Below are 23,017 nucleotides of genomic sequence, written 5' to 3' on the forward strand. Positions count from 1 at the left end.
GTGGACAAAGACGCCTATAATTTCTCTATTCATCGGCGGCATAACGCTAAACAAGGAGTGCTTGAACATGTCCCTGCTTCAGGATCGCTATTATGGATATCTATTGGCGCATTTTATCGGTGAACGCCCCGACGGCGAACAGGTCTATTTCTCCTACAGCGAGAACGGCCGGCATTGGAAGGATCTGAATGCGGGTCAGCCTGTGCTTCGTTCCGAGCTGGGGGAACAGGGGGCACGGGATCCGTTTCTCGTGCGGTCTCCCAAGGAAGGCAAATTTTTTCTGATTGCTACGGATCTCCGGATTGCCAGCGGCAAGGGATGGGACGCCGCCGTCAATGCCGGCAGCCGGGATATCATCGTCTGGGAGTCCGCTGATCTGGTCCATTGGTCCTCGCCATGGGCTGTTACGGTTGGAATACCCGGCGCCGGCTGCGTCTGGGCACCGGAGGCGGTTTATGACGAAGCCCAAGACGACTTCCTGGTATTCTGGGCTTCCGCTACACAGGAGCCGTACGAGCAGGCGCGCAAGCACAAGATTTACTGCGCCCGCACCAAGGATTTCCGCAGCTTTACGGAATCGGAGAAGTATATCGAACGGGATAACCATATCATCGATACGACGATCATCGCCCACAACGGCACCTATTACCGCTATTCCAAGGACGAAACGACTAAGAACATCCGAGTCGAACAAGGCACTTCGCTGGACAAGGACTCCTTCACAAGTTTAAGCGCTCCGGCTCTGGAGGCACTGAACGGCGTGGAAGGTCCGCAGATCTTCAAGCTGAACGACCGCGAGGAGTGGTGCCTGATTGTAGACCGCTTCGCGGAAGGAAAGGGCTATCTTCCCCTCTTGACCTCCGATCTTGCCAGCGGGGAATTCCAGGTTCTGCCGGAAGGAGCCTACGACCTGGGGAAATCCAAGAAACGCCACGGCGGCGTCCTGCCCATCACCTTTGATGAGTGCAGCCGGCTTCTGGCGGCATACGGTGACGGCCACCAGGTATTGCCCGGGCAATTCGCCGACCCGGACCTGGCCAAGTTCGGCGACCGGTATTATCTGTACCCGACCACTGACGGCTTCGACCGCTGGTCGGGCACGCAGCTCCGCGTCTTCTCTTCGGCGGACCTGAAGATTTGGCGGGATGAAGGCATGATCTTGGATCTGGCGACGGAGGATGTCCCCTGGGCCGTCGGATGTGCCTGGGCGCCTGCCATTGCCTGCAGAAACGGCAAGTATTACTATTACTTCTGCGGCAAGACCGAAGCCGGAAGCCACTCGATCGGCGTTGCGGTGGCCGAGACCCCGGTCGGACCGTTCCGCGCACAGCCGGAGCCGCTGATCTCAATGGAACAGATGCAGCGCCTGGGAGTTCCCATGGTCCTGACCATTGATCCGTCCATCTATGTCGAGGAGGACGGGACCCATTACCTGTTGTTCGGCAACGGGAATCCCACCGTCGTGCGCCTCGGAGATGACATGGTCAGCGTAGCAGAGGAAACGATGCGCAATATTGCGGGCCTTCATGATTTCCGGGAAGCCGTCACGGTGCTTAAGCGCGGAGGACTGTATCATTTCACCTGGTCCTGCGATGACACCGGCAGCGAAGATTACCACGTGAATTACGGCACGTCGGAATCTCTCTATGGACCGGTCACCTACCGTTATCCGGTGCTGGCCAAGAATAAGGACAAGGACATGCTCGGCACAGCCCACCATTCGATTCTCCGGGAGCCCGGCAGCGATCAATACTGGATCGCTTATCACCGGTTTGTCACCCCGCTGACACGCTTTACGGAGGGCAAGGGCTTTCACCGCGAAGTCTGCATCGACCCGCTCACATTCGGAGAAGACGGGCTCATGCTGCCGGTACAGCTGTAATCATAAGAAACGCCGGTCTGCACCTGGAGTTACCAGGTATGGACCGGCGTTTTTCTATCGGATCATCTGTTCCTGCATGCTATCTCAACGGTGCAAAGTCCTTCAGCCCCTTACAACACTCCGCTCAAGCTCCCGCCGCCGGCAAATAGCCGGTCGATCCGCTTCTCAACGGCCGGGTCGGGGATCAGAGGCGGGGCGTGATGCGGCTTCGTCCGAGCGTCGATCACGACGTTGTCGCAGCCCCAGTGCTTGAACTCGAATCTGCCGTTCACACCGTAGATGTCATGAGACGGATTGCTCCGGGTAAAGGTTGTCCATAAGAAGTTATCCAGCGATTCCGCAACGAACGAACTGCTGTCGCATAGCACGATGAGCGGACAATCGTTCATCGCCCCACGGGCCGCGAGGGCATCCGTCAGTTCGCCCAGCTGGCGCTCCGCCTCGGCATAGCCGGTGAAGGCCGGGCCCTCCAGCGCGACGACACCCGGAAGCACGATGCGGGCCTTATCGTAGTCCCGCAGCCCCTGAAGCTGCTCCGGCACCTGGATGCAGAGCTCCCGCAGCTTGTCGCCGCAAGCGGCGAAGATGGCTTTGCTTCCCTGGTTCAGACCGGTTCCCGAATAATCCAGCGTGTCGATAGTCGTGTTGGTCTGGAAATGAAGATCTCGCCTGAGATCCATCCGCTCCAGAATATAGGTGAGAAAGTCCGCTTCCTTATGCGTGCTGAGCGGCCGCCCCTCCTCCGCCGTAATGAACAGATACTTCGCCAGACTCAGCTGGCCTGTGCCCAGGATCCGGTTGGCGATCGTAAGCAGCTCGGCAGGCTGCTTCACCTTGGTATAGGGCGTGTAGCGTTCCGATCCGATGGCGAACAGCAGCGGATGGACGCCCGCGGCATCGACCGCATGAACCTCCTTCACCCCCGGCACCTCCTGCTTGATCGCATCTCCGGTTAATTCATGGATCAATGCTCCGAAGGCTGTGTCCTCCTGCGGCGGACGGCCGACGACCGTAAACGGCCAGATCCCGTTGCGCTTGGCATACACCTTATGGACCCTCATCATGGGAAAAGGATGCGTCAGGCTGTAGTAGCCCAGATGATCCCCGAACGGCCCTTCCGGCTTCGTCTCATCCGGATGAATTTCGCCGGTAATCACGAAATCCGCATCCTGACTGATGCAGAACCCGTTCTCGTACCCGTACCGGAAGCGGCGTCCGGCCAGCAGGCCGGCAAAGGTCAGCTCGCTTAACCCTTCGGGCAGCGGCATGACGGCCGACATGGTATGCGCGGGCGGCCCCCCCAGGAAAATGCTCACTTTCAGCGGTTCGCCTTTGCGCTTCGCTTGGTGGTGGTGTATGCCGATGCCCCGATGAATCTGATAATGCAAGCCGATCTCCCGGTTGACCTCATATTGATTCCCCGTCAACTGGACCCGGTACATCCCCAAGTTCGCGTTCATCAACCCCGGCTTGTCCGGGTCTTCGGTATAGACCTGCGGCAGCGTGACGAAGGCCCCGCCGTCCATCGGCCAATGCTTAATCAACGGAAGATCGGTGATCGCGATCTCCTCGAATCCCGAAGCCCCGCCGCGCTGCCGCAGCGGCAGGGCATGGAGCGCCGCGACCGCCGCACTGGCATTGCGGAAGGGATGCTTAATCGCCTTGACCGGATCATTGCGCAGATCAATGACGTTCCGGGTCAATTCCCACGTCTGCCGAAACATAAACTTGCTCCGTTCCAATGTTCCGAACAGATTCGAAACGGCACGGTAGCGGGAGCCCTTCACCTTCTCGAACAACAAGGCGGGCCCTCCCGCTTGGAACACTCTCAGATGAATCGCGGCCATCTCCAGCTCCGGGTCGACTTCTTCCGTTACCCTCACCAGATGACCATGCCGTTCAAGATCGGCGACACAGGCTTCCAAGGTTAGATACATCTCGCGTACTCCTATCCTGTTAGTGGCTTCCTTCCCATGTTGACTTGCCTCCCTTTATTGTACATAAGAAGATGCATTTCCGCTAACCATCGGATTTCTTATGATGATCGAATTCAGCCCAAGCCAAATAACCCACACCAGCAAATAGGGATAAATAGACTGCCTTGTTGAAGGAAATCATATTTTTTATCAACGTATAATTTTCAAATGGCCCTCCACTTGCAGCGATGGCTGCAATCACACTTGGTAAGACATAAAGCGCTATAGATGCGACACAAAATACAGCCCCCACTCCGCGTTTGGTCATACGATATCAGCCTCCCTATAAGAGTAAACAACCAGGGGTACCGGTTTCTTTCCCCCTACAATTATATAAACCAGAAAAAATACATATATATAACGCCAATAAAGAAATAACCCCCAGCATGTTCAAGCATCTGCGCTGATGCGCAAATGTGAACAGACTGGGGGGCGATTTCCACTCCTATTGGTAAGCCTCCTGACGGGTGGGAGACCCTGCCGAAATTGCCGGCCTTACAGCTCCACCACGGCTTTGATCACGCCTGTCTCGGGGCGGAGCCACGATTCATATTGCCCGATCATCTCGGAGAATGCCGCCCGGTGCGTAATGAAGCTCCCTGTATCGATGGAGCCCTTACGGATCTGGTCGATCACTTCGAGGAAATCCTCCCGCATGGCATTGCGGCTCCCCATAATAGCCATCTCACGCTTATGGAAATCCGGATCATGAAAGGTGATATCCGACTTCACGAGTCCTACGAAGACGAGCTTGCCGCCATGAGCCACGTAGTGCAAGGCCTGCTCCATGGACTTGGTATTGCCTGTCGCGTCGAGAACCACGGTAGGATAATCTCCGCCCGTAATATCCGCCACTTCATTCAAGGGATTGTTGGTCACGTTCACGGTGTAATCCGCCTGCGCCCATGCTTTGCAAAACTGAAGGCGGCTTTCATTCATATCCATAGCAATCACACGAGCGCCGGCCAACTTAGCAAACTTCATGGTCCCCAGACCGATGGGGCCGGCACCGATGACCATAACCCAGTCGCCCGGACGGATTCCCGCTACCCTAACGGAATGGGCACCGATGCTATAACATTCGACAATGGCGGCTTGCTCGGGGGTTAACCCTTCCGTCTTCACGAGGTGGCGGACCGGAACGGTCATATATTCGCGCATGCCGCCATCCTGGTGAACGCCGATCACACTCATCTTGGTGCAGCAGTTTGTTTTCCCATTGCGGCAGGCGATGCAGGTTCCGCAATGGACATAAGGAATGACGCAGACCGGATCCCCTGCTGTAAGACCGTATTCATTATCGTCAATCTGCGTGATCTCTGCCGCGAGCTCATGTCCAAGTACCCGAGGATAGACGAAATAGGGCTGATTTCCTCGATAAGCATGAAGATCCGTACCACAGATGCCGATCCGGCGGATGCGGATCAGGGCTTCCCCCGGCCCGGGTGTTGGGACAGGGACCTCCTTCATCTCGAACCGGTTCGGTTCCTCGCACACGATACACTTCATTCCACAAGCACCCCTTCGTTATTCTCCGGCTTGCCGCTCAGCCAGGATAGACGCTGCACAGGCTTAAGCACATTTCTTACCGCTTGAATCTTCTCCTGATCCATGGGCTCGAGTGCACACTCGATATTCGACCGGATCTTATCCGAACTCGCTGTACTGACCAAGGTCGTTGGAATGTCTTCATGCCCCACTGCGTACTGAATGGCAAGCTTGGGCAGAGACCACCCTCGGGAGGTACAGTATTCGAGTGCCTCCTTGCAGGTCGACCGGATCAACGGTGTTGCGGGATGCCAGTCCGGCAGCACGTTGCCGGATAAGAGCCCCATGGAGAGCGGAGAAGCATTAACCAAGCCGGTGCCCGCTTGTTTGAGCTCAGGCAGGAGCTCCAATAAGGAATCATCGTTCAAGGAATAATGGCAGTAAGATAAGATGACATCCACGGAATGGCTGGCCAATATGCTGTGGAAGATCGATAGAGGAAGCCCGGAAATGCCGGTGAACCGAATTTTGCCCTGCTTCTTCAGCGCATCCAATGCAGGGAGTGCTTCCTCCACAATCTGGTTCAACTCTACGAATTCAATGTCATGGAGGTATAGAATATCCAGATAATCCGTATGGAGACGCCGCATGCTCTCCTCCGCACTTCGAATGATGCGGTCATACGAGAAATCGAACTCTTGAGCTCCGTACCGGCCGGCCTTGGTGCTGAGAAGATATCGGTCCCGCGCGGTTTCCTTCAGCGCTTGCCCTAGCACTTGCTCCGCCTTCAGCAGGCCGTAATAGGGCGATACATCGATGTAGTTGATTCCGAGATCCAGTGCCGTGTGAACCGTCCGGATGCTTTCCTTGTCATCGGTGGGATGGAAGACCGAGCCTAAGGAGGATGCGCCGAAACTAAGGATGGACACATCCAATCCGGTATTCCCCAATTTGCGGTATTTCATCGTTCATGCTCCTTCCTGCTCCCACTGAAACGCTACGATACGGGCCGGCGCGCCGCTGCTATCCCTTACTTTGATCGGCAGCGCCATAACCTGCCACTCCCCGCGGGCCAGCTCCGGGTCCTCCAAGTGCAAGCCCTCCGCAATCCACATGCCCGATCGAAGCAAAATTCGGTGTGTCTCCTCGTTCGCCGGTCCGGTTCCGCCAATGCTGAAGTGGTCGATTCCGATTCCGCGTATCCGATGCTCGACCAGATATTGTGCCGCTTCGTTGGACAGATAGGGGGATTCATAGATGAATTCCCTGGTCCAGGACCGCTTTGCTCCCCATCCAGTGTTCAGGAACAAAATGGAATTCGGAGACAGCAAATGTTCATAAACCTTGAGATCCGACACCGTCACGGGTTCCCCTGGCTTTTTGTCCGTCAGCGCCGCCAATACCAATCGCCCTTGAAAGGCCGTTACGGGGATGGCATCCAGGGTCTGTCGAAAATCCGCCATATGAGCCGGAGCATCCATATGGGTTGCCGTATGGAGATTCATGGTAACCTGTTCCAGGTTCCAGCCGTCTCTCGGTCCGATGAGCAAGTAATCGAACTTGGGTGGTGCGAACTCAGGCAGCACGGGACAATTATGGTAGATGTCCTGGGACAAATCGATCATGCGGGTAATGGGCATCGATTTAACCTCCTTCATTGTTATTACTTTGTTACCGATACCAAAATAATAGCACGAGGGGTATAGGCCGTCAATCAGCCCAACTTGAAAAAAAGAGGAAGATGCTCCATCATGGGAAATAGAACGTACGAGAGGGAGCAAGCCATGGTCACCATATACGATGTAGCGAAACGAGCGAATGTTTCCCCAATGACCGTATCCCGTGTCATCAACAAATCCCCATCGATCAAGGAATCCACTCGGCTGAAGGTGGAGCAAGTCATCCAGGAGCTGGACTATGTCCCCAACAAACAAGCGCGAAGCCTGACCTCGAAGGAAACCCGGTCTGTGGCATTGGTTATCCCGGACATCTCCAACCCTTTCTTCACCAATATTGCAAGAGGTGCGGAGGATAAAGCCCATCAACTCGGCTATCAGCTCATTCTAGGCAATACAGATGAGAACATGGAGAAAGAAGCCCTATATATCAATACGCTGATGTCCTCCGGTGTGGACGGCGCCCTGATCGTCCCCGCCGGGGATGGTTCCGCCGCGAATGTGAAGAAGCTGGTGAAACGCAGAATTCCCTTCGTTTATGTGGACCGCACGGTCGAAGCCGTTCCTGCAGATTCGGTGGCCGGAGACAACCTTCAGACCACCCGCCAGTTAGTCCGGCATCTGATCAAGTTAGGCCATAAGAAGATCGCCCTTATGAATGGCCCGGTCGCTATGTCCAATACCCGAGAGCGGGCTCAAGCATTCCTGGAGACCTTACAGCTATCCGGGATCGAACCCAACCCGGCTTATTTAATCGAAACCCAGCTGAAGCAAGACAACTTCGACGAGATCATCCGGAAGCTTGTCTCGCTCCAACAAGGTGAACGCCCCACAGCCATCCTGGCGGCCAACAACTTTATCGGGGTGAATACGCTTCGTGCGTTGCGCACGCTCCAGATTCGAGTGCCGGAAGAGATATCCTTGACTTGCTTCGACGATCCTGACATCATCCCCGATTATAATCCCTTCTTGACCATCGCCAAGCAGCCCGCGTATGACATGGGATACTTGGGTACGCAGCTCTTGATCGAGCGAATCCAAGGAACCGCTCCCCCATCATCCCGCAGAATCGTGCTTCCTGCCGAGCTCATCATCCGCCAATCTACGGCCAAGCCCGGTTCATAAGGCTGCAAACACCTCAAGCCCTTCACCTGGTTCAGGCAAAGGGCTTGGGGTACAAGGATCATCGTGTTAAAGAACTTGTTTGAGCGTATATCGCGCTCCTGCTTTCGTCGGGAACATGTGGCAGCCGGGATGAGCCGAGTTGGACATCGCAACGGGATTTCCGCTGTCATCTGCAACCTGGAGCGGCGTCTCCGAATAGATGGTACAAGGTTCGCCGTTCAAGGATAGGATCTGCGCTTCGCCTAGCTTGCCATGATCCCATTGCATTCGGACTTCAAAGCCCCCGCGCGCCCTTAACCCACTTATGCAGCCGGAAGACCATGCAGCCGGAAGTGCCGGCAGCAAATGGAGAAATCCCCGATGCGATTGAAGCAGCAGCTCGGCAACCCCGGCCGTGGCTGCGAAGTTGCCGTCGATCTGGAATGGCGGGTGCGCATCGAATAGATTGGCATACACGCCTCCCCCTTCCCCCATATCCTCGGTTTCTACAAGCTGCAGTAGGTTGGAGACCAGCTGCAGCGCCCGGTCCCCTTCCTGGAAACGGGCCCATAGATTGATCTTCCAACCGAGGCTCCAGCCGGTTCCTCCATCGCCACGACATTCCAGCGACTTACGAGCCGCGTTGAACCATACGGGTGCTGTCTCTTCATTCCATTGCCGTCCCGGATATACGCCGAACAAGTGGGAAACATGACGGTGATGGATATCCTGATCCTCGAAGTCCTTGTACCACTCCTGCAGTTGACCATACCGTCCGACCTGCAGCGGGAACAGCCTGCTTCTGGCCTCCTCTAACTTTCCCCGGAAAGCCTCGTCTGTCCCAAGTACCTCCGCTGCTTCAAGGCAGTTTGTAAACAAGTCCCAGATGAGTGACAAATCCATGGTCGATGCCGCGCTTACAGCCGCCAAGGAGCCCCCCTCCGTTCGGAACTTGTGCTCCGGCGACGTGGAGGGCACCGTCATCAGATACCCGTCCTGATCCGGGATCAGCCAATCCAAGCAGAACAACGCCGCTTCTCTCATAATCGGATAGGCCTTGCTGCGAAGAAAATGTTCATCTCTGCCGAAAGCGTAATGCTCCCACAGATGCTGGGACAGCCAGGCACCCGCCATGGGCCAGTTCGCCCAGACCGGGTCACCATGACCATAGTCGCCTGCAGGTGCGCTTTGAGCCCAAATATCCGAGTTATGATGGGCAGTCCATCCACGAGCGCCGTAATTGATTCGTGCGGTTTCCCTTCCGGTAACCGATAGACGGCCGATATATTCCAGCAGCGGCTGGTGACACTCCGGCAAATTACAGGTTTCTGCAGGCCAATAGTTCATTTCGGTATTGATGTTCAAGGTATAATTGCTGCTCCACGGGGGCCGTGTCTCTTTGTTCCAGATGCCCTGGAGATTGGCAGGATGGGTTCCGGGGCGGGAGCTGGCGATCATCAGGTACCGGCCGTATTGAAACAACAGCTCGACCAGCCCCGGGTCCGAGGCTCCATATTGGGGTATTCTCTTGTCCGTCGGCAGATCAGCCGGACTGACCGTTTCTCCCAATCGGATGTCCACACGGTCGAACAAATTCCGATAGTCCCGGACATGCTCTTCCCGATGGGCCTGGTAGGATTGCTCCAATGCCCTGGTCAAATACGAGGACGCCATCTCCCCCGGGTCCTTCCCCTCCTTGCCGGGTGAACGGTCAAACCCATTGAAGCTCGTAGCGGCACTAAAGTACAATGTCACTCCCGTCGCCTTGCGGACATGAATCCCATCATGGTCGACCCAGACGCTGCCGTCATCGGATACAACCGAGAGCCGGCCTTCAAAGGCCATCCCTTCGCTGCCCCCCTCTTCCTCATACACAATCGGCTGATCGACACGGTAATAACTGGGCGCCACATGCACCGGCGCCTTGCCTTGAATCATCCACTGGCCGTCATTCGGGAACGTCCGGGCCCGCAGCTTGCTGTCCAACCTTGCGGTGAAATCCACCATTCCTACGTGGCTGGATTGGATCCGTATGGCAATCATTTGGCCAGGATAGGATGCGAACAGCTCCCTGGTATACTGAACGTCTCCCACCCTATACTCGACGCGGGATACCCCTTCCTGCAGGATCAGCTCCCTGCGATAGGAGTGCGCAAGATCTCCATGTCCGAAGACAATCGAGAGATCCCCGAAGGGCAGATACGACTGGGTGTAGGGGCCCTGCATCTCCCTGCACATCCGGTCGGCTTCCGTGTATTGACCTTCCGCCACGAGCCGGCGCACGGTGGAGAGTACATCTTGGGCACGGGGGTTATTCCAGTTCTTCGGACCTCCCGACCAAAGCGTGTCTTCGTTCAATTGAATGATTTCTTTTTCAATCCCGCCGAATATCATGGCACCGAGCCGGCCATTTCCTATTGGCAAAGCTTCCGTCCATTGTTTGGCCGGTTTATGATAGATCAGCTTCATTCCCATCTCTCCTTCTATTCCCACTTGGAATCGGCGCAGCGACTGCCGGCTGTAGTCGGTCATCTTTTTTGTTACCGGTAACAAATACTGCTATCCCTATCTTACAGCCGGGCGGCAGCGATTACAACCCCATACTTAAGTCCTTGTCTCGTAACCATTATGACCAACCAAACCCGTTAACGGACAGAACCGTTATAATGAAACTCTTCCCAAAATAAGGGATTGCATTTGATATAATCATGTAAACAGCTGATACAAGCAGAAAATGGGGGAATGAACATTAAACTCGATACGCTAATCTATGCCTTAAGCCAACAGTTCAAGAAGGAAATCATCACGGCCGACTACCAGGCTATTCCGTTAAAGGGCGGAACCGTGGGAGAAGTGCAGCTCCTATCAGGGACTGCCGAAACCGCAGAAGGGGAACGATTGTCGTACCGTATCGTACTGAAGATCCAGAAGAAATGGGAGCGTTACGGCGATCCGGGTTCATGGCGTCGGGAATATGATCTATATTCATCTGACTTGGGAGCGACCTTCTCGGAAGCTCTCCGCTGGCCGACATGTTATCATGCCGAGTTCCATACCGAGGATGAATACCATTTGTGGCTGGAATATATCGATGGTGTAACCGGATTGGACTTGACCGGCGACATGTATGACAAGGCCGCATTGAAGTTAGGTCGCTTTCAAGGCAGGCTGTATGCGGAGCAACCCGCCGTGCTGCAGAGCCTGACCAACCTGAGCCATGCGGGGCTCATGAAGAATACGTATTTGCATTACCGTTCTTGGCCGGTCGTCTACGATTATATTCGATCGGGAGACTGCGAATTGCCACCTAACGTACGGCACATGCTCATAGACATCGATGAGCAAGCAGAGGAGATATTCGCCCGTATTGATCAATTGCCCCTCGTGCTGTGTCACCGGGACTTCTGGGTCAACAACCTTATCTATGCGAACGGGAATTTCGCGCTCATCGATTGGGATACCAGCGGATGGGGCTACCTGGGCGAGGATCTCGCAAGCCTGATCGCGGATGAACCGGATATCGATTGTATGGTCGAGCATTACCAGCGATGCATCCCCTTGTATTACAAAGGCTTTTCGGAATATGCGGATGTGTCCCGAATCGCCGATCCTTGTATGTATGAGATCATCCTGCTCTTATTCGGATACAGGCTTGTGGAGGGATATCTCCACACGGAGTCTGAAGACGAGAAGAGGAAGCATGTCCGTACTCTCCAAAAAATCTATGAAATGAAGACCTTATAGCATGACAAGAACAGCAGCAGCTCATCTACGAGCTGCTGCTGCTGTTATTCGCGGTAGGATTCATGTCTTCTGTACCACGGCAGTCTGTTAAGCGGAACTTCAATCTCCAGCGTCACAGGACCTTCAACAAGGCTTCCGTCATCACCGAGCCATGTCCCGGCAGGCAAGACCACCGTTCGGGATCTCATCCCCTTCACTACGGCAGGTGCTACCAATAGAGATCTGCCCAGCATAAATTGATCCTGAATGGCTTCCATCCCTTCATCCGGGAAATCATAGGCCATGTGCCTCAGAATGGGCTCTCCGGTATGGGCGGATTGCTTCGCCAGCTCCAGAATTTCCTCGCCGAGCTTCACGTGAAGCCGCGCCGCCTCCACGCAGTACTGCAGATGCTCGGCATCTAACACCCGCCACGGCGCCGCCGAGAACTGCATCATGGGGAACAGGGCGGAGCATTGGGCCGAACGGACGAACAACTCCTGGTCCACATTGGCCGAAGTGAAGCTCATGAACTCCCCTCCGCCAATCATATCGGGACAGGTGAAGGCATAGCCCAGCAAGCCTTGCGCCAGACCATCCGGGATCAAGGCTTCCAACCCGTTCCCCTCCCATACATGGCGCTTATCCTTCAGTCTCTGGACCAATGGCTGTCCGGCCAGCTTCCAGCAGGCCCGGTATTCATTCAGTCTATACCGGAGTCCAACCCGTGCCCAAGCCTCACTCTGACCGCTGGGGGATGTCCCCGCCACGTAAGTCTGATCGTCCGGTTCATAGAACTCCGCGTCACCGGCATCCAGCTTGAAGCCATCCACCCCATACTCGGTTTGCAGCAGATCTAGCTCCTTATGAATCCAACGGACCGCTTCCGGGTTCGTACAGTCCAGGACGGCACTGTAGCCGTTCCACCATTTTCGAAGCGCCGTCTTCCCGTTGCGATCTTTCAAGAGGAAGCCTGACGGCTCGAGCTGCCGGAAGGCGCGGGAATCCGGACTGACGAACGGGCACACCCACAGCATGACCTTAAAACCCAGCTCGTGAAGCTCCTGGATCATGCGCTTCGGTTGAGGAAAGCGTCCCGAATGGAACACCCAGTTTCCATAGGGCTCATGCCAGTTGTCGTCGATCATAATCACACCCGGAGGCATGCCGTGGGCCAACACCTGCTTCGCGTATTCCAATACCTTCTCTTGCGTCGGTTCATAGAGCAGCTCGATCCACAGGTTATATTGGGGGGCGGTGAACAACAATTCTTCGGGAAGCCGAGGCTCTGGCGGGAAGAAGGTGCGGGAGACATACTGATATACCCCACGCAAGCTATCGTACCCTTCACCTGCGAGCAGCTTCCCCTTCCCCTCTGTCACCTTCAGATGCCCATCTGCAAATTCAAAAACAAACGGTTCATCGCTCCAAACGTATCGGCCCTTGTTGGAGATTAAGAGCGGGCAGGCTTGGTTTCCATTATGGCTGGAGGCCAAGTCTACGCGGGTTATGGTTGCTGCGCCGTAGGGCATCTGACGTCCGTCGGCTGCTCGTCCTCCCCACCAGCATTCGCCCGGGAGCAGTTCCAGCATAAGATTCTGGGTTGTCATCCAATCCCTCCTTTGGGTATACCCCGATCTTACTGCTCCCGCCGTGCGAAGACAATCTTAATGTATTGATATACAATATAATAAAATTGACCTATATATGCAGGAGGAACACATTATGCTTGAGCCTGCTTCATATGCATTCCGCAATGAAGATAATTCGATATTGACCCTGGATTCCATCGGCTGGTCGAAGATTAACAGCACGGAATACAGCTTCTCCGGTGATGAACGGCCGGATTGCGGTCATGTGATTTTTCAATATACGCTGAGCGGACAAGGCTATATCGACTATGGGCATCGAACCCTTCCGTTACCGAAGGGCTTCGGGTTTCTGGTGAAGGTCCCCAGTCAGCATCGGTATTATTACCTTGAAGATAAGGACCCGTGGGAATTCATCTGGATTAATTTGCGCGGGGATGAGGCCAACCGCATCTGGGACCTGGTCATGGAGCAGGAGGGACCGGTTATCGAGAGAGACTCCGACTCCCCCTTGATCCAAGGCTTTTGGAAGCTCCTTCATACCGTTGTCGAGGAGAAAGTGACCGATAAGTATGCCTTGTCCTCCCTGGTTTATGAATGGATGCTGACACTGGTCCGCACGAGCAGGGAAAAGGGCCATGAGATCAGTGCCACCTCCAGCTCCATCATTCAGAAAGCCAAGAAATACATGCGGGAGCATTACGCATCGGAAGTCACTCTAGCCATCCTATCGGAACACTGCGGGGTCAACAAGCATCACTTGTGCAGGCTGTTCCAACGGTCCGAGCAAACCTCGCCCCTGAATGTTCTGAGAGACCGGCGGGTGGAGGCTGCCATTACCTTACTCCGTACCACGGATCTGCCTATTCATGAGATCGGGCAGCGATGCGGCTTCGATAGCCCAAGCTACTTCGGCAAAATATTCCGAGAGTATATGTCCATGACCCCGAAAGAATATCGGTTGAAGACGTTGGAATTCCCCTTCCGTGCGATTTATTACGAATAATTGCCATGTGTAAAAATCGGTCATACACAACCATATTGTGGTGTTCTTGTATATGGATGGTCCTTAGGAGGGATGATAAGAAGTATGACTCGACATTGAAAGGAGCAGAAGGAATTGTCATCCCCCACTTTTGAAGACGTAGAGAAAGCAAAAATTGCACTAAGAAATGTTCAGAACGAACACTGGGTAAATGATGAATTGTGGAGTTGGAATTGGTGGTTGCTATTAGCACTTACAGTGATCCCTTACTTTATATGATGGCGATACGCCGATAAACGTCGCCTTCATCAAATTCTTCTGTTCGGTTGTCTGATCGCACTCATGGGGGTAATTGCCAATCATATAGGCGCGGACCGGTTCTTGATATGGTCATATCCGGACAAACTATTGGGGCTTGTACCTCCTCTCTTTCCTCATGATTACGTGCTTGTCCCCTTCGTCATGATGACCATTTATCAGTTCTATAACACAACCTTCCGTCGATTTCTCACTGCGATACTAATCACCGCCGGCATAATGGCCTTTATTGGTCAGCCGCTGTTTATTTGGATAGGATTTTATAAGTCTGAACCCTGGACGTTAAGTATCTCCTTTGCTTTCTTTGTTATCTCTGCATGCACCGCTCGCTGGATGGTATTAAAAACGTCTCCAGACAGGCAAAACTAACATCATCCCAACAATCGGAACCATCATCGGCCAATTGCCCATTTATATAAAAGCCCTTGCGTCGTATAAGTGGGTACATATACTGCTTATATATCTAGACTGGGGTGTGATCCGGTGGGATTCCCTTTGTATATCGTTGCAGGAATAAGCGGGGCTGGAAAAACGACAATAGCGAATATCTTGTCGCGAAAGATAGGAAGAGACTTTATGGTCTATGACATGGATCCTTTAGTTCAGGGGCAGGATTTTATGACGGCCTGCTTTCGTTGGGTCCAAATCGCCTACGAGAATGCACAAAAAGGCTATCAGACCATTTTGTTTGGCAGTGTTCCTTATCCTTACAATGTTTACCTGACGGATATGGAGCGTTTGTTTTCACCCATTCACTATTTGCTCCTCCACTGTAACGATGAAGAAAGAACGAACCGGTTATTAGAAAGAGGCCGCTGGACGCCTGAAGGGATCTATCATACCAATATCCTTGCTAATGAGCTCTTACGCTATGCTCAACATACAGGGACTCCGATTATTGACACCTCATATTCACATGTTGAGCTTACCGCGGAACAAATTAGACAGTGGGTAGAACATCTACAAGAAATACAACTGCATTCATAAATGAAGGAGTCAGGAAACACCGAAGATTCGAAGCACAAAGAGAGCAGGAGGGTTAATCCTCGCTGCTCCTTTTTTCTGGATTTTCATATGGATTAGGCCGACTGTGGTGCGGGAAAATAAAGTTTATTAATGGTGTTCGTTATAATGTTACCTAACAAGAATGACTTCCAATCCGCGGCAGTCATTCTTTATTAAGCTATAGTTTTGCGTTAGGTCTATCAGCTCTTTCGGAATCATACTCGTCCTTAACTATTGGAATATACGATGACATCAGATTCACGAGCTAATCTGCCGCGAGCTAACTTCCATACTGCGAACCTGTTGTTATATAGAGGAAATATGATTGTTTTGTCGAAATATCCATTCGAAACCGGTGTTTCGAACACTGGACTACAAGTTAAATTTGGAGGTTAAGATGGGCACTACTTTTGCACATTTGCACGTACGGGGTCTATCTGCGTCAGAAGCGGACGGTTTGGTTAACGACCTCCATGTCTATCATCTATCGGAGGGGTGGACTACATTTTTAGGAGATGCCTTGGAGGTTGGGACAGCCGCTAAACATGGGCAGCGCCTCTCGAAAAAGATCACCTCCGTTGTCTTGTCCGTAGAATACTTCGATGATGATATGCTGCGAGTTGCTCTCTTCCAAGGCGGGAAGAGGGTTGCCCTCCATCAAACGGATAACGGCTACGGTCTTCAGCATAAAGGGAATCCAGTCAAATTTCTGGAACACTTGGGATACAGCATAGAAGAAGCGCCACTCTTAAAAGAGGTTTTCCGGTGCGGCGAAACGGAACTGCTGCTCGGGCTTCTTCAGGATTTCCTCGGGTTAGCCTTGTGGATAGATGAACGCATACTGAAAGAAGAGGGCCCACCGGCCTTCCGCCGTACTCGGAACCTACCGGCCATTGAGGCGTATCGGCTCAACCAGAAACAGGCCAACCGGGTCCGTAACCAGACCCGTCTTAAGCTAATCACCGAGATGGAAGGCGCAGTAAGGGCTAAGCACTTAATGGGAATCCCTCCGTTCAACCGGTATGAGAAGCAATACGAGACGGAGTACATCTTCAGGCATTCGAACGATGGAAAGCTTATCCCCTTGTGGGATGCAAAGCCGTTGCAATATGATATTTACTCCGGTCACCACCTGCTCTTTGGCCATGGCCGGTTCGCTTTCTTCTCCGACCGCTGTTATCTATTTAGTGATCAGGGCACTCCCCTCACCAGCTACCCGTATCCGTTGGGCGCACAACCGATCCTTCTTCTTCCGGACGGCGGTTTCCTTGCTTCCGAATACTCCAAGTCCCGAAGAGGCGAAGACTTGTACGAATTCGGACCCGACGGAGAGGAGCGATGGAGAATAAGTTTCATCGGAAGGTTTCACATTCCAACCCTTTATGGACATTTCCGTTATGTTCATGACTATCATGCCGAAATGGGGGTTAACCGGGTTTACCGGTTGAACGAAAAGGGAGAGAGCGTGGCCTGCTACCATCTCCCGAGGTTGAAGTGGGATTCGGGTACATGGATGTTCCAAGACCCCAATGGCATGATCTACATAGGATGCTATTTGGAAGCACAAGGCCCTCTTGGATTTACGATTTTTCGCCTCACGGAAACATTAGCGCCGGCAGGCGAAATTACTATTGGTACATTACTCCCGAAATCCATAAGCCCGGGGGCTCTGTCCCCCGACGGAAATCTGCACGCCCTAATCGTCGGAGATCATGAGATGCTCCTGCTGGATTGGGAACGGGGGGACGTTACCTGCCGCAGGAAACTGGAAGGGGGCGACGCCACAATTCTCCACTTCGCCCCATCAAACAGGATTCTTGTCTTAAGACACGATTCCGTCTTGGAGTTATATGATGTGGATTTTACCCTCATATCCCGCCATCGTGTGAAGGGTTATCTGTCAGACTCGTTTATAGACGAGAATGGGAGCATTCACTTATTAACATCTACGGGCGGCCTTCACGAAGAGCAAGGCTCAAATATCATGAAGCTCCGGACATACGAAATTACCGGGTAAAATGATAACGGCAGCTCATCCAGTTGCCGTTAGTTCTGGTAATCTAACTAACGTTCTTCGTTAACGTAACGCGTTTCGGTAAAGTAAATACGAGTTATCTATTAGTGTGTACTGTTCGTCAAGTAAGTTGTCCTTTAATGACTGGTCCATTAATAGGGCCTGAAACTTTTGTAGATTATCTTTGAAATTAAGATTTACTAGTTGATATTTTTCATTTGGCCATCCTTCATTAACGTCAAAAAGACCCTTGATATCTTCTTCTATTGCTAAACTGCCCACACTATACTCTAATTCCCTATAGAGTGAGATCAGAAGGCGTATGAACTCATCTAACTCATCATCTCTTACACCGGGCTGATTCCACTCTGGGGCATCGTCTACATCTCCGTAAAAACAAATCGAAAATGACACTAGATTTGAACTTATTTTTTCAACAAATAGTAAAGCTCTTCTTAGCCGGGTTGTATGTACAGTTAAGTTGAGTGTTATTTGATGGATCATTACACTATGAGGATCGTCTACATCATAAAGATAGCCCTCGTAGTATTGTCGGAGGTATTCCAGAGAGTTGTGAACCTCTATTTTAACGTCAGCGTTCTCCAACCTAGAGACGACTCTTTCTATCTGGATTGGTTCTTTAATTATAAAGCTAAGCTCTAATAAAGGGCCTCCTTGTAACCAATTCATAGATAATCACCTCATAAGCAATAGTACCACATATTGGTACTATCCTCCCGTTAGGGTTTAGCCGATAGCCAAAACGCGTACCGTTACCGAATTATTTCATCCAAACCGAGTCGACCTACCAGAATGTCTCCATCTTGGAGTTCGAGCACAGCATGTTTAGATTTATAGTCCCAACCTCTGCTAATGGCGTAATGAATTAACTTAGCACAAACCATTGGTTGGCAAAGATTCGTTGCCCAATTGATCTTCCAAGAGAAGAATATCAAGAAATATGATGTTTTCGTATTGGACGGATAAATCTTAAAACTAATGTGCTCGTTTTCAGATCTTTGGTCGATTACACAAAGAAATGGATAATTGTCGACTACAATTTTCTTGAATTCCTTTGTAATAAGCTTCAATAGTATTAATTCTCCACATTAATAGTTATATCCATTTCAGTTGGACTAAGCTGATTGGCCGTTTGCAATTATCTCATTTTGGAACTATCCTCTCTCATTATTTCAACGATAACAGTTGATTCCTGAATGTTTGAAACTTAATAACACACCTTTCCCCCTAGGTTTCCAACCTTGTATGATTGCCTGCGAAATAATTAAAGCTATTTCAGCGGGTATCACGATTTTATTATTGAGTGATTCAACATTCGGAGACTCCACCCAGAATTCGTTGATGTCTGACTCTATATCAACTCGGAGCAATTGTCCTTTCACTTCATCATGCTGAACTCCTCTTGCTGACGGAGTAATTACCCATCTGAATGGCTCTTGCCCGACAATAATCTTTCTTGACCTTTTTTGCTAATAGTCATTACTTCAACTTTAATTTTTAGTCCCACTCATTTTATCACATATTGGAACTGCCCATTACTTCAACGAAAGAATGGGATCCTTAACTGCATGGCAGCTGAAGATCCCATTGAAGTAAAGTTTCCCGTTAGCTGAACTACTAACGATTCGAATCAATCGATACTTTTATGTTTTTAACAGGAAAATAATTCACGTTAACGTTTATTTTATCAATCATTTCAGCTAATGTTATTTTATCTTCAGCGTAATCTCTTGCATCGGTTGTATCAAACAGTATTTCTGCGGGGGCATTACGTGGATTATTCCTAAACGAAACCTTTATGACTGAAGCATCCGTCTTACTTGCAACTCTAATAAGAGTATCAATAGCTTTGGTGTTATTACCTGTTAAAAAGTCAATTTTACTTTCAAATACAAGGTAAGGTTCGCTGTAGGAAAAGTAGCGTTTTTCACCTCTTGTAACTATATTAGCATCGTAGAGTTTTTTCGTAATTATGTCTGTTGAATTGTTTGTTAACGATAACAACCCTTCTGAGAATGAGCTCTCAATCCCAAGAGAATGGGTATATTCATATGTCATAGGAAAATATGCAATATCATTATACATGAGCACAGGATATTCAGTGTCATTATTGTTTATCAAATTACCGTTCAATTTGATATCAAAGGTAGGTAATTCAGCTTGGAAATATGAACTAGCACCTGCGTATGAAGCTGCACCAAAGGTTAGGCCGATGACAAGCAACAAAAGTGACTTTTTCATAAATTACCCCTTTTAGTATTTTATGGTATTTTCCTCGGTTTCCATGAACTACCTAAAGTTAATCCTTTTTAAATTCAATTATGGATGCATGTGGAATCTCTTCTATATCATACTGCGTCCGAAATGCCATTCCATGTCCAACTATAATTACATCTTTATAATACAAATATTTATTAATTACTTTGTCTATTCGTTCTTTCACCAATTGTTTTGATTCCCATCTTCTTGTCTCACCTGTAGGATAAATTCCATTATGTCGATCATAGTCCGAACCTAATTCCCTAAGCTGTTCTAATGAATCATATTGAAATGTTAGATCAGGCTGCCATTCTCTTAAGTCATGGTACTAAATCTCTACCATGCCCCCTAAGCTTGTAAATTTCATTAATCCCCCATGCTGGTTCTCCATGACGAACTAAATAGTATGTAGTCATTTATCTCTCTTCTTTCTTTTTTAGTCTTTCGAGGAATTGCAGATAACGTTCTGGTATTCACGAACCCTCACTGGCCTAAGGGGCGCCAGCCCCGGGTCCGACGGACTTAGCCAGTGCAGGGTTGTCTGCTGATTCCACTTCCTCGAAATGCCTCTGCAGACCAAGGGCCGTCAGGCCCGCCGCGTGAAAACGGTGTTATCTGATGCCGGTCCCTCCATGGTATACCTCAAAAATCTCTTATTCGTTTTTAATCCAATACCTTTGTATTTCTGTTCCATTCACAACATCTTCGGAATCTAGCATTCCATTATTATTAATAATAGTCTTTGCTGAACCAATATTATCTTTGTCACATGTTACTAGTACTTTTTTGATTCCTAATAATTTTGCTTTATCTAAGGCCATGGCCAATAACCGAGTAGCATTTCCCTTCAACCTCTCACTCGGTCTTATACCATATCCAATATGTCCACCAATATTAAGTAAATTCCGGTTTAATTCATGTCTTATATTAGTTGCGCCTAACACTCTTCCTTGACTATTTATTAACCAAAATGACGTACTGTTAACTATACCTTCCTTAAGGCTTGTACTGGTTTTTAATTTCAACATTTCATCTAAAAATGACTCAAAGTTGCTACAATCATATCTCAAAATAAATGGAATCATTCTCTCTCCAGTTAGCTTCCACTCATTGATCATGTTTATATATTCGTCTTGATAATCACATGAAGGTTCAACTAGTTTATATTCTTCCATGAATCATCCTCCTTGAAAAAAAAGTTTTGCACCGGTTCCACATAACTTTGTTGTATTCACGAACTCTCACTATATGCTGTGGCTGACTTCTCCGAGCTATCCCAAGAAAAGAATACTCTGTTAATTCTTTCTCGATCATAATCTAAAATCCAATCATTAAATCCTTCATAAATACTCATTAATTCTTCTCTAGATGATGCGATGACATCACAACCTCTATCATCATAAATATGAAATATTGTTTTCTTGGTTATATTGATAAAATACACCCTATGGTAGATCATTGGTTTAATTCCAACATCATGGTTACATATAGCTTTGATTAATTGAATGTAATTTAAGTCCCGAATCCTACATTGAGTCCAGTACCTATACATGTTATTCCTAGGATATGGTGTCTCGTCTGGATCACAATCAGTATCTGTAAGTATTTCAAGTCTTAGGGTTCTAATAGACTCTTTCTTCTTAATATATTTTTTATATAGATTTAACTTCTTAACTTTGTTTTTTGGTTTATCTGCATAATATGCATTCGTAATTAGTAAAACTTCATCTTCTTTATCATGAAGGGCCCTAAACAATTCAAGTGATCGGTTATAGACTCGTTCCATGTAATGTTCTTTATCTATTCTAAAAATCGGGGGATCGCCGAGTTCAAATCTTATTGAAATATTCCAACCATAAAAAAGAGGGGGACTTAAAGTTAAATTTTGAAAATGTTCTTCTAAGAACTTATTAAGATCCATTATTGTTTTCTCCTCTTATATACTTGAAATTCATCCATTGCATATAACGTTGTTGTATTCACGAACCCGAGAGGCTTAAGGCGCACCAGCGCCGGGTGGCTCCGCCACTTAGCTTCGCAGGGTTGTCTGCCGATTCCGCTTCCTCGAAATGCCTCTGCAGACCAAGGGCCTTTAGGCCCGCCGTGTGAATACGGTGTTATATGAAGCTGCTGACTTCTTGAAATACCTGAACATTTCTTTGCTTTATTAATCTCGATTCAAGATTTCAATAAGCTTTTTAGAGATTTCTAAAGAGTCTTCTTCGGTTTTATTAAATCTATTTTCTAGGTCATACATCTCTTTGAATATGTATATTAAATAGTGGTTTATCAATTCTATAGAAATTGGTTTATTCGAGAATCTGACATGTTTTATTAATTCTAATGATTCAATTCCATAACTGTTTTTTGGATATAGATTGAATGGATCCCATTGATCAATTATTAGTTTAACTTCTTTATGCATTGTACTCATCCTTAAAGATAATTGGGTTTAATTGCTGTACTTCAGCAGTTTCATATAACGTTGTTGTATTCCCGACGCCCCACCACCTTAAAGGTAGCATGAAGCCAATAGCGAAGCCGGCTCCCGACTGGCCGCGACGCGGTTAGGTGGTGCGGGTGTGTCGCCTGAATCCACTTCCTCGAAATGCCTCTTGGCGACCGAGGGGGCTTGTCCCCCGACGCGGGAATACGGTGTTATCTGTAGTTGTCCACTTCTTCGAATCGGCCCAAGAAATCGTCTTTCCATGTCTTTACCCATCCTTCAAGGTTTTCAATACTTCTTTTATAAGGGCTTTAAGGGTTCATCCGATTTCCTCGAAGGGGTTCACCAGGGAGGCGGGATGGCTGGGGGTTAGCCGATGGGATCAAGGGAAGGTCTCTTCCACCAATCGGCTTTCCAGTCCTTCTCGCCTTTCCAATGTCTTTATCGGATGAATCCCTTTATTGCCCTTAGATAAGTATTGAAATTCTTGATGGGTCAAGACCTTAAGACGATTTCGTTCAGGAATCCCTT

The 23,017-nt window shown here is 49.8% G+C and carries 17 protein-coding genes and 1 pseudogene; 7 read left to right on the plus strand and 11 right to left on the minus strand.

Annotation, left to right across the window (positions count from 1 at the left end; genetic code table 11):
* The first annotated feature begins 67 nt into the window (after window positions 1-67).
* Window positions 68-1,882 carry a glycoside hydrolase family 43 protein gene (locus ACSEXW_RS22610; protein WP_438448453.1) on the plus strand — a complete coding sequence of 605 codons (1,815 nt, stop codon included), beginning with the start codon at window positions 68-70 and terminating at the stop codon, window positions 1,880-1,882.
* Between the two features lie 110 nt (window positions 1,883-1,992).
* Here the strand turns inward: ACSEXW_RS22610 and ACSEXW_RS22615 are convergent, their stop codons facing one another.
* The 5 genes from ACSEXW_RS22615 to ACSEXW_RS22635 all read right to left on the minus strand — a co-directional run bounded on the left by ACSEXW_RS22615 (window position 1,993) and on the right by ACSEXW_RS22635 (window position 6,986).
* A complete protein-coding gene (locus ACSEXW_RS22615) occupies window positions 1,993-3,819 on the minus strand; it encodes a UbiD family decarboxylase (protein WP_438448454.1) in 1,827 nt (608 codons plus the stop codon).
* An 82-nt stretch (window positions 3,820-3,901) separates the two neighbouring features.
* Window positions 3,902-4,126, minus strand: coding sequence for a hypothetical protein (locus tag ACSEXW_RS22620; RefSeq protein ID WP_438448455.1), 225 nt, complete (start codon window positions 4,124-4,126; stop codon window positions 3,902-3,904).
* A 227-nt stretch (window positions 4,127-4,353) separates the two neighbouring features.
* Window positions 4,354-5,367 (minus strand): zinc-binding alcohol dehydrogenase family protein, encoded by a 1,014-nt coding sequence (locus ACSEXW_RS22625; protein ID WP_438448456.1) that lies wholly within the window; start codon window positions 5,365-5,367, stop codon window positions 4,354-4,356.
* On the minus strand, window positions 5,364-6,311 hold the full coding sequence (locus ACSEXW_RS22630; RefSeq protein ID WP_438448457.1) for an aldo/keto reductase: 948 nt from the start codon (window positions 6,309-6,311) through the stop codon (window positions 5,364-5,366). The genes ACSEXW_RS22625 and ACSEXW_RS22630 overlap by 4 nt, the downstream gene beginning before the upstream one ends.
* Before the next feature lie 3 nt (window positions 6,312-6,314).
* Window positions 6,315-6,986, minus strand: coding sequence for a cyclase family protein (locus ACSEXW_RS22635; protein ID WP_438448458.1), 672 nt, complete (start codon window positions 6,984-6,986; stop codon window positions 6,315-6,317).
* Between the two features lie 111 nt (window positions 6,987-7,097).
* Between ACSEXW_RS22635 and ACSEXW_RS22640 the strand changes: the two genes are divergently transcribed.
* A complete protein-coding gene (locus ACSEXW_RS22640; protein WP_438448459.1) occupies window positions 7,098-8,147 on the plus strand; it encodes a LacI family DNA-binding transcriptional regulator in 1,050 nt (349 codons plus the stop codon).
* A gap of 66 nt (window positions 8,148-8,213) precedes the next feature.
* Here the strand turns inward: ACSEXW_RS22640 and ACSEXW_RS22645 are convergent, their stop codons facing one another.
* Window positions 8,214-10,595, minus strand: a complete 2,382-nt coding sequence (locus ACSEXW_RS22645) for a glycoside hydrolase family 95 protein (RefSeq protein ID WP_438448460.1) — start codon at window positions 10,593-10,595, stop codon at window positions 8,214-8,216.
* A 273-nt stretch (window positions 10,596-10,868) separates the two neighbouring features.
* Between ACSEXW_RS22645 and ACSEXW_RS22650 the strand changes: the two genes are divergently transcribed.
* The gene (locus tag ACSEXW_RS22650; RefSeq protein WP_438448461.1) at window positions 10,869-11,870 is read left to right on the plus strand and encodes an aminoglycoside phosphotransferase family protein; all 1,002 of its coding nucleotides are present in this window, start codon (window positions 10,869-10,871) and stop codon (window positions 11,868-11,870) included.
* 44 nt (window positions 11,871-11,914) lie between these two features.
* Here the strand turns inward: ACSEXW_RS22650 and ACSEXW_RS22655 are convergent, their stop codons facing one another.
* The gene (locus ACSEXW_RS22655) at window positions 11,915-13,459 is read right to left on the minus strand and encodes a glycoside hydrolase family 31 protein (RefSeq protein ID WP_438448462.1); all 1,545 of its coding nucleotides are present in this window, start codon (window positions 13,457-13,459) and stop codon (window positions 11,915-11,917) included.
* 115 nt (window positions 13,460-13,574) lie between these two features.
* On the opposite strand from ACSEXW_RS22655, the gene ACSEXW_RS22660 reads away from it, so the two are divergent.
* The 4 genes and pseudogenes from ACSEXW_RS22660 (at window position 13,575) to ACSEXW_RS22675 (ending at window position 17,763) form a co-directional block, all read left to right on the plus strand.
* The gene (locus tag ACSEXW_RS22660; RefSeq protein WP_438448463.1) at window positions 13,575-14,444 is read left to right on the plus strand and encodes an AraC family transcriptional regulator; all 870 of its coding nucleotides are present in this window, start codon (window positions 13,575-13,577) and stop codon (window positions 14,442-14,444) included.
* A gap of 285 nt (window positions 14,445-14,729) precedes the next feature.
* Window positions 14,730-15,110: pseudogene (locus ACSEXW_RS22665) on the plus strand (CBO0543 family protein); the annotation flags it as partial.
* 126 nt (window positions 15,111-15,236) lie between these two features.
* Window positions 15,237-15,728 (plus strand): AAA family ATPase, encoded by a 492-nt coding sequence (locus tag ACSEXW_RS22670; protein ID WP_438448464.1) that lies wholly within the window; start codon window positions 15,237-15,239, stop codon window positions 15,726-15,728.
* A 475-nt stretch (window positions 15,729-16,203) separates the two neighbouring features.
* A complete protein-coding gene (locus ACSEXW_RS22675; RefSeq protein WP_438448465.1) occupies window positions 16,204-17,763 on the plus strand; it encodes a hypothetical protein in 1,560 nt (519 codons plus the stop codon).
* A gap of 60 nt (window positions 17,764-17,823) precedes the next feature.
* Here ACSEXW_RS22675 and ACSEXW_RS22680 read toward each other — a convergent pair whose 3' ends face one another.
* From ACSEXW_RS22680 to ACSEXW_RS22695, 4 genes are all read right to left on the minus strand, one after another.
* A complete protein-coding gene (locus ACSEXW_RS22680; RefSeq protein ID WP_438448466.1) occupies window positions 17,824-18,450 on the minus strand; it encodes a hypothetical protein in 627 nt (208 codons plus the stop codon).
* A 948-nt stretch (window positions 18,451-19,398) separates the two neighbouring features.
* Complete coding sequence (locus ACSEXW_RS22685) at window positions 19,399-20,022, minus strand: hypothetical protein (RefSeq protein ID WP_438448467.1); 624 nt, start codon at window positions 20,020-20,022, stop codon at window positions 19,399-19,401.
* A 671-nt stretch (window positions 20,023-20,693) separates the two neighbouring features.
* Complete coding sequence (locus tag ACSEXW_RS22690) at window positions 20,694-21,215, minus strand: GNAT family N-acetyltransferase (protein ID WP_438448468.1); 522 nt, start codon at window positions 21,213-21,215, stop codon at window positions 20,694-20,696.
* 56 nt (window positions 21,216-21,271) lie between these two features.
* The gene (locus ACSEXW_RS22695; RefSeq protein WP_438448469.1) at window positions 21,272-21,961 is read right to left on the minus strand and encodes a DUF3885 domain-containing protein; all 690 of its coding nucleotides are present in this window, start codon (window positions 21,959-21,961) and stop codon (window positions 21,272-21,274) included.
* Window positions 21,962-23,017 lie beyond the last annotated feature (1,056 nt).

The sequence above is a fragment of the Oryzibacillus soli genome, assembly GCF_051594765.1.
Classification (GTDB): domain Bacteria; phylum Bacillota; class Bacilli; order Paenibacillales; family NBRC-103111; genus Paenibacillus_AR.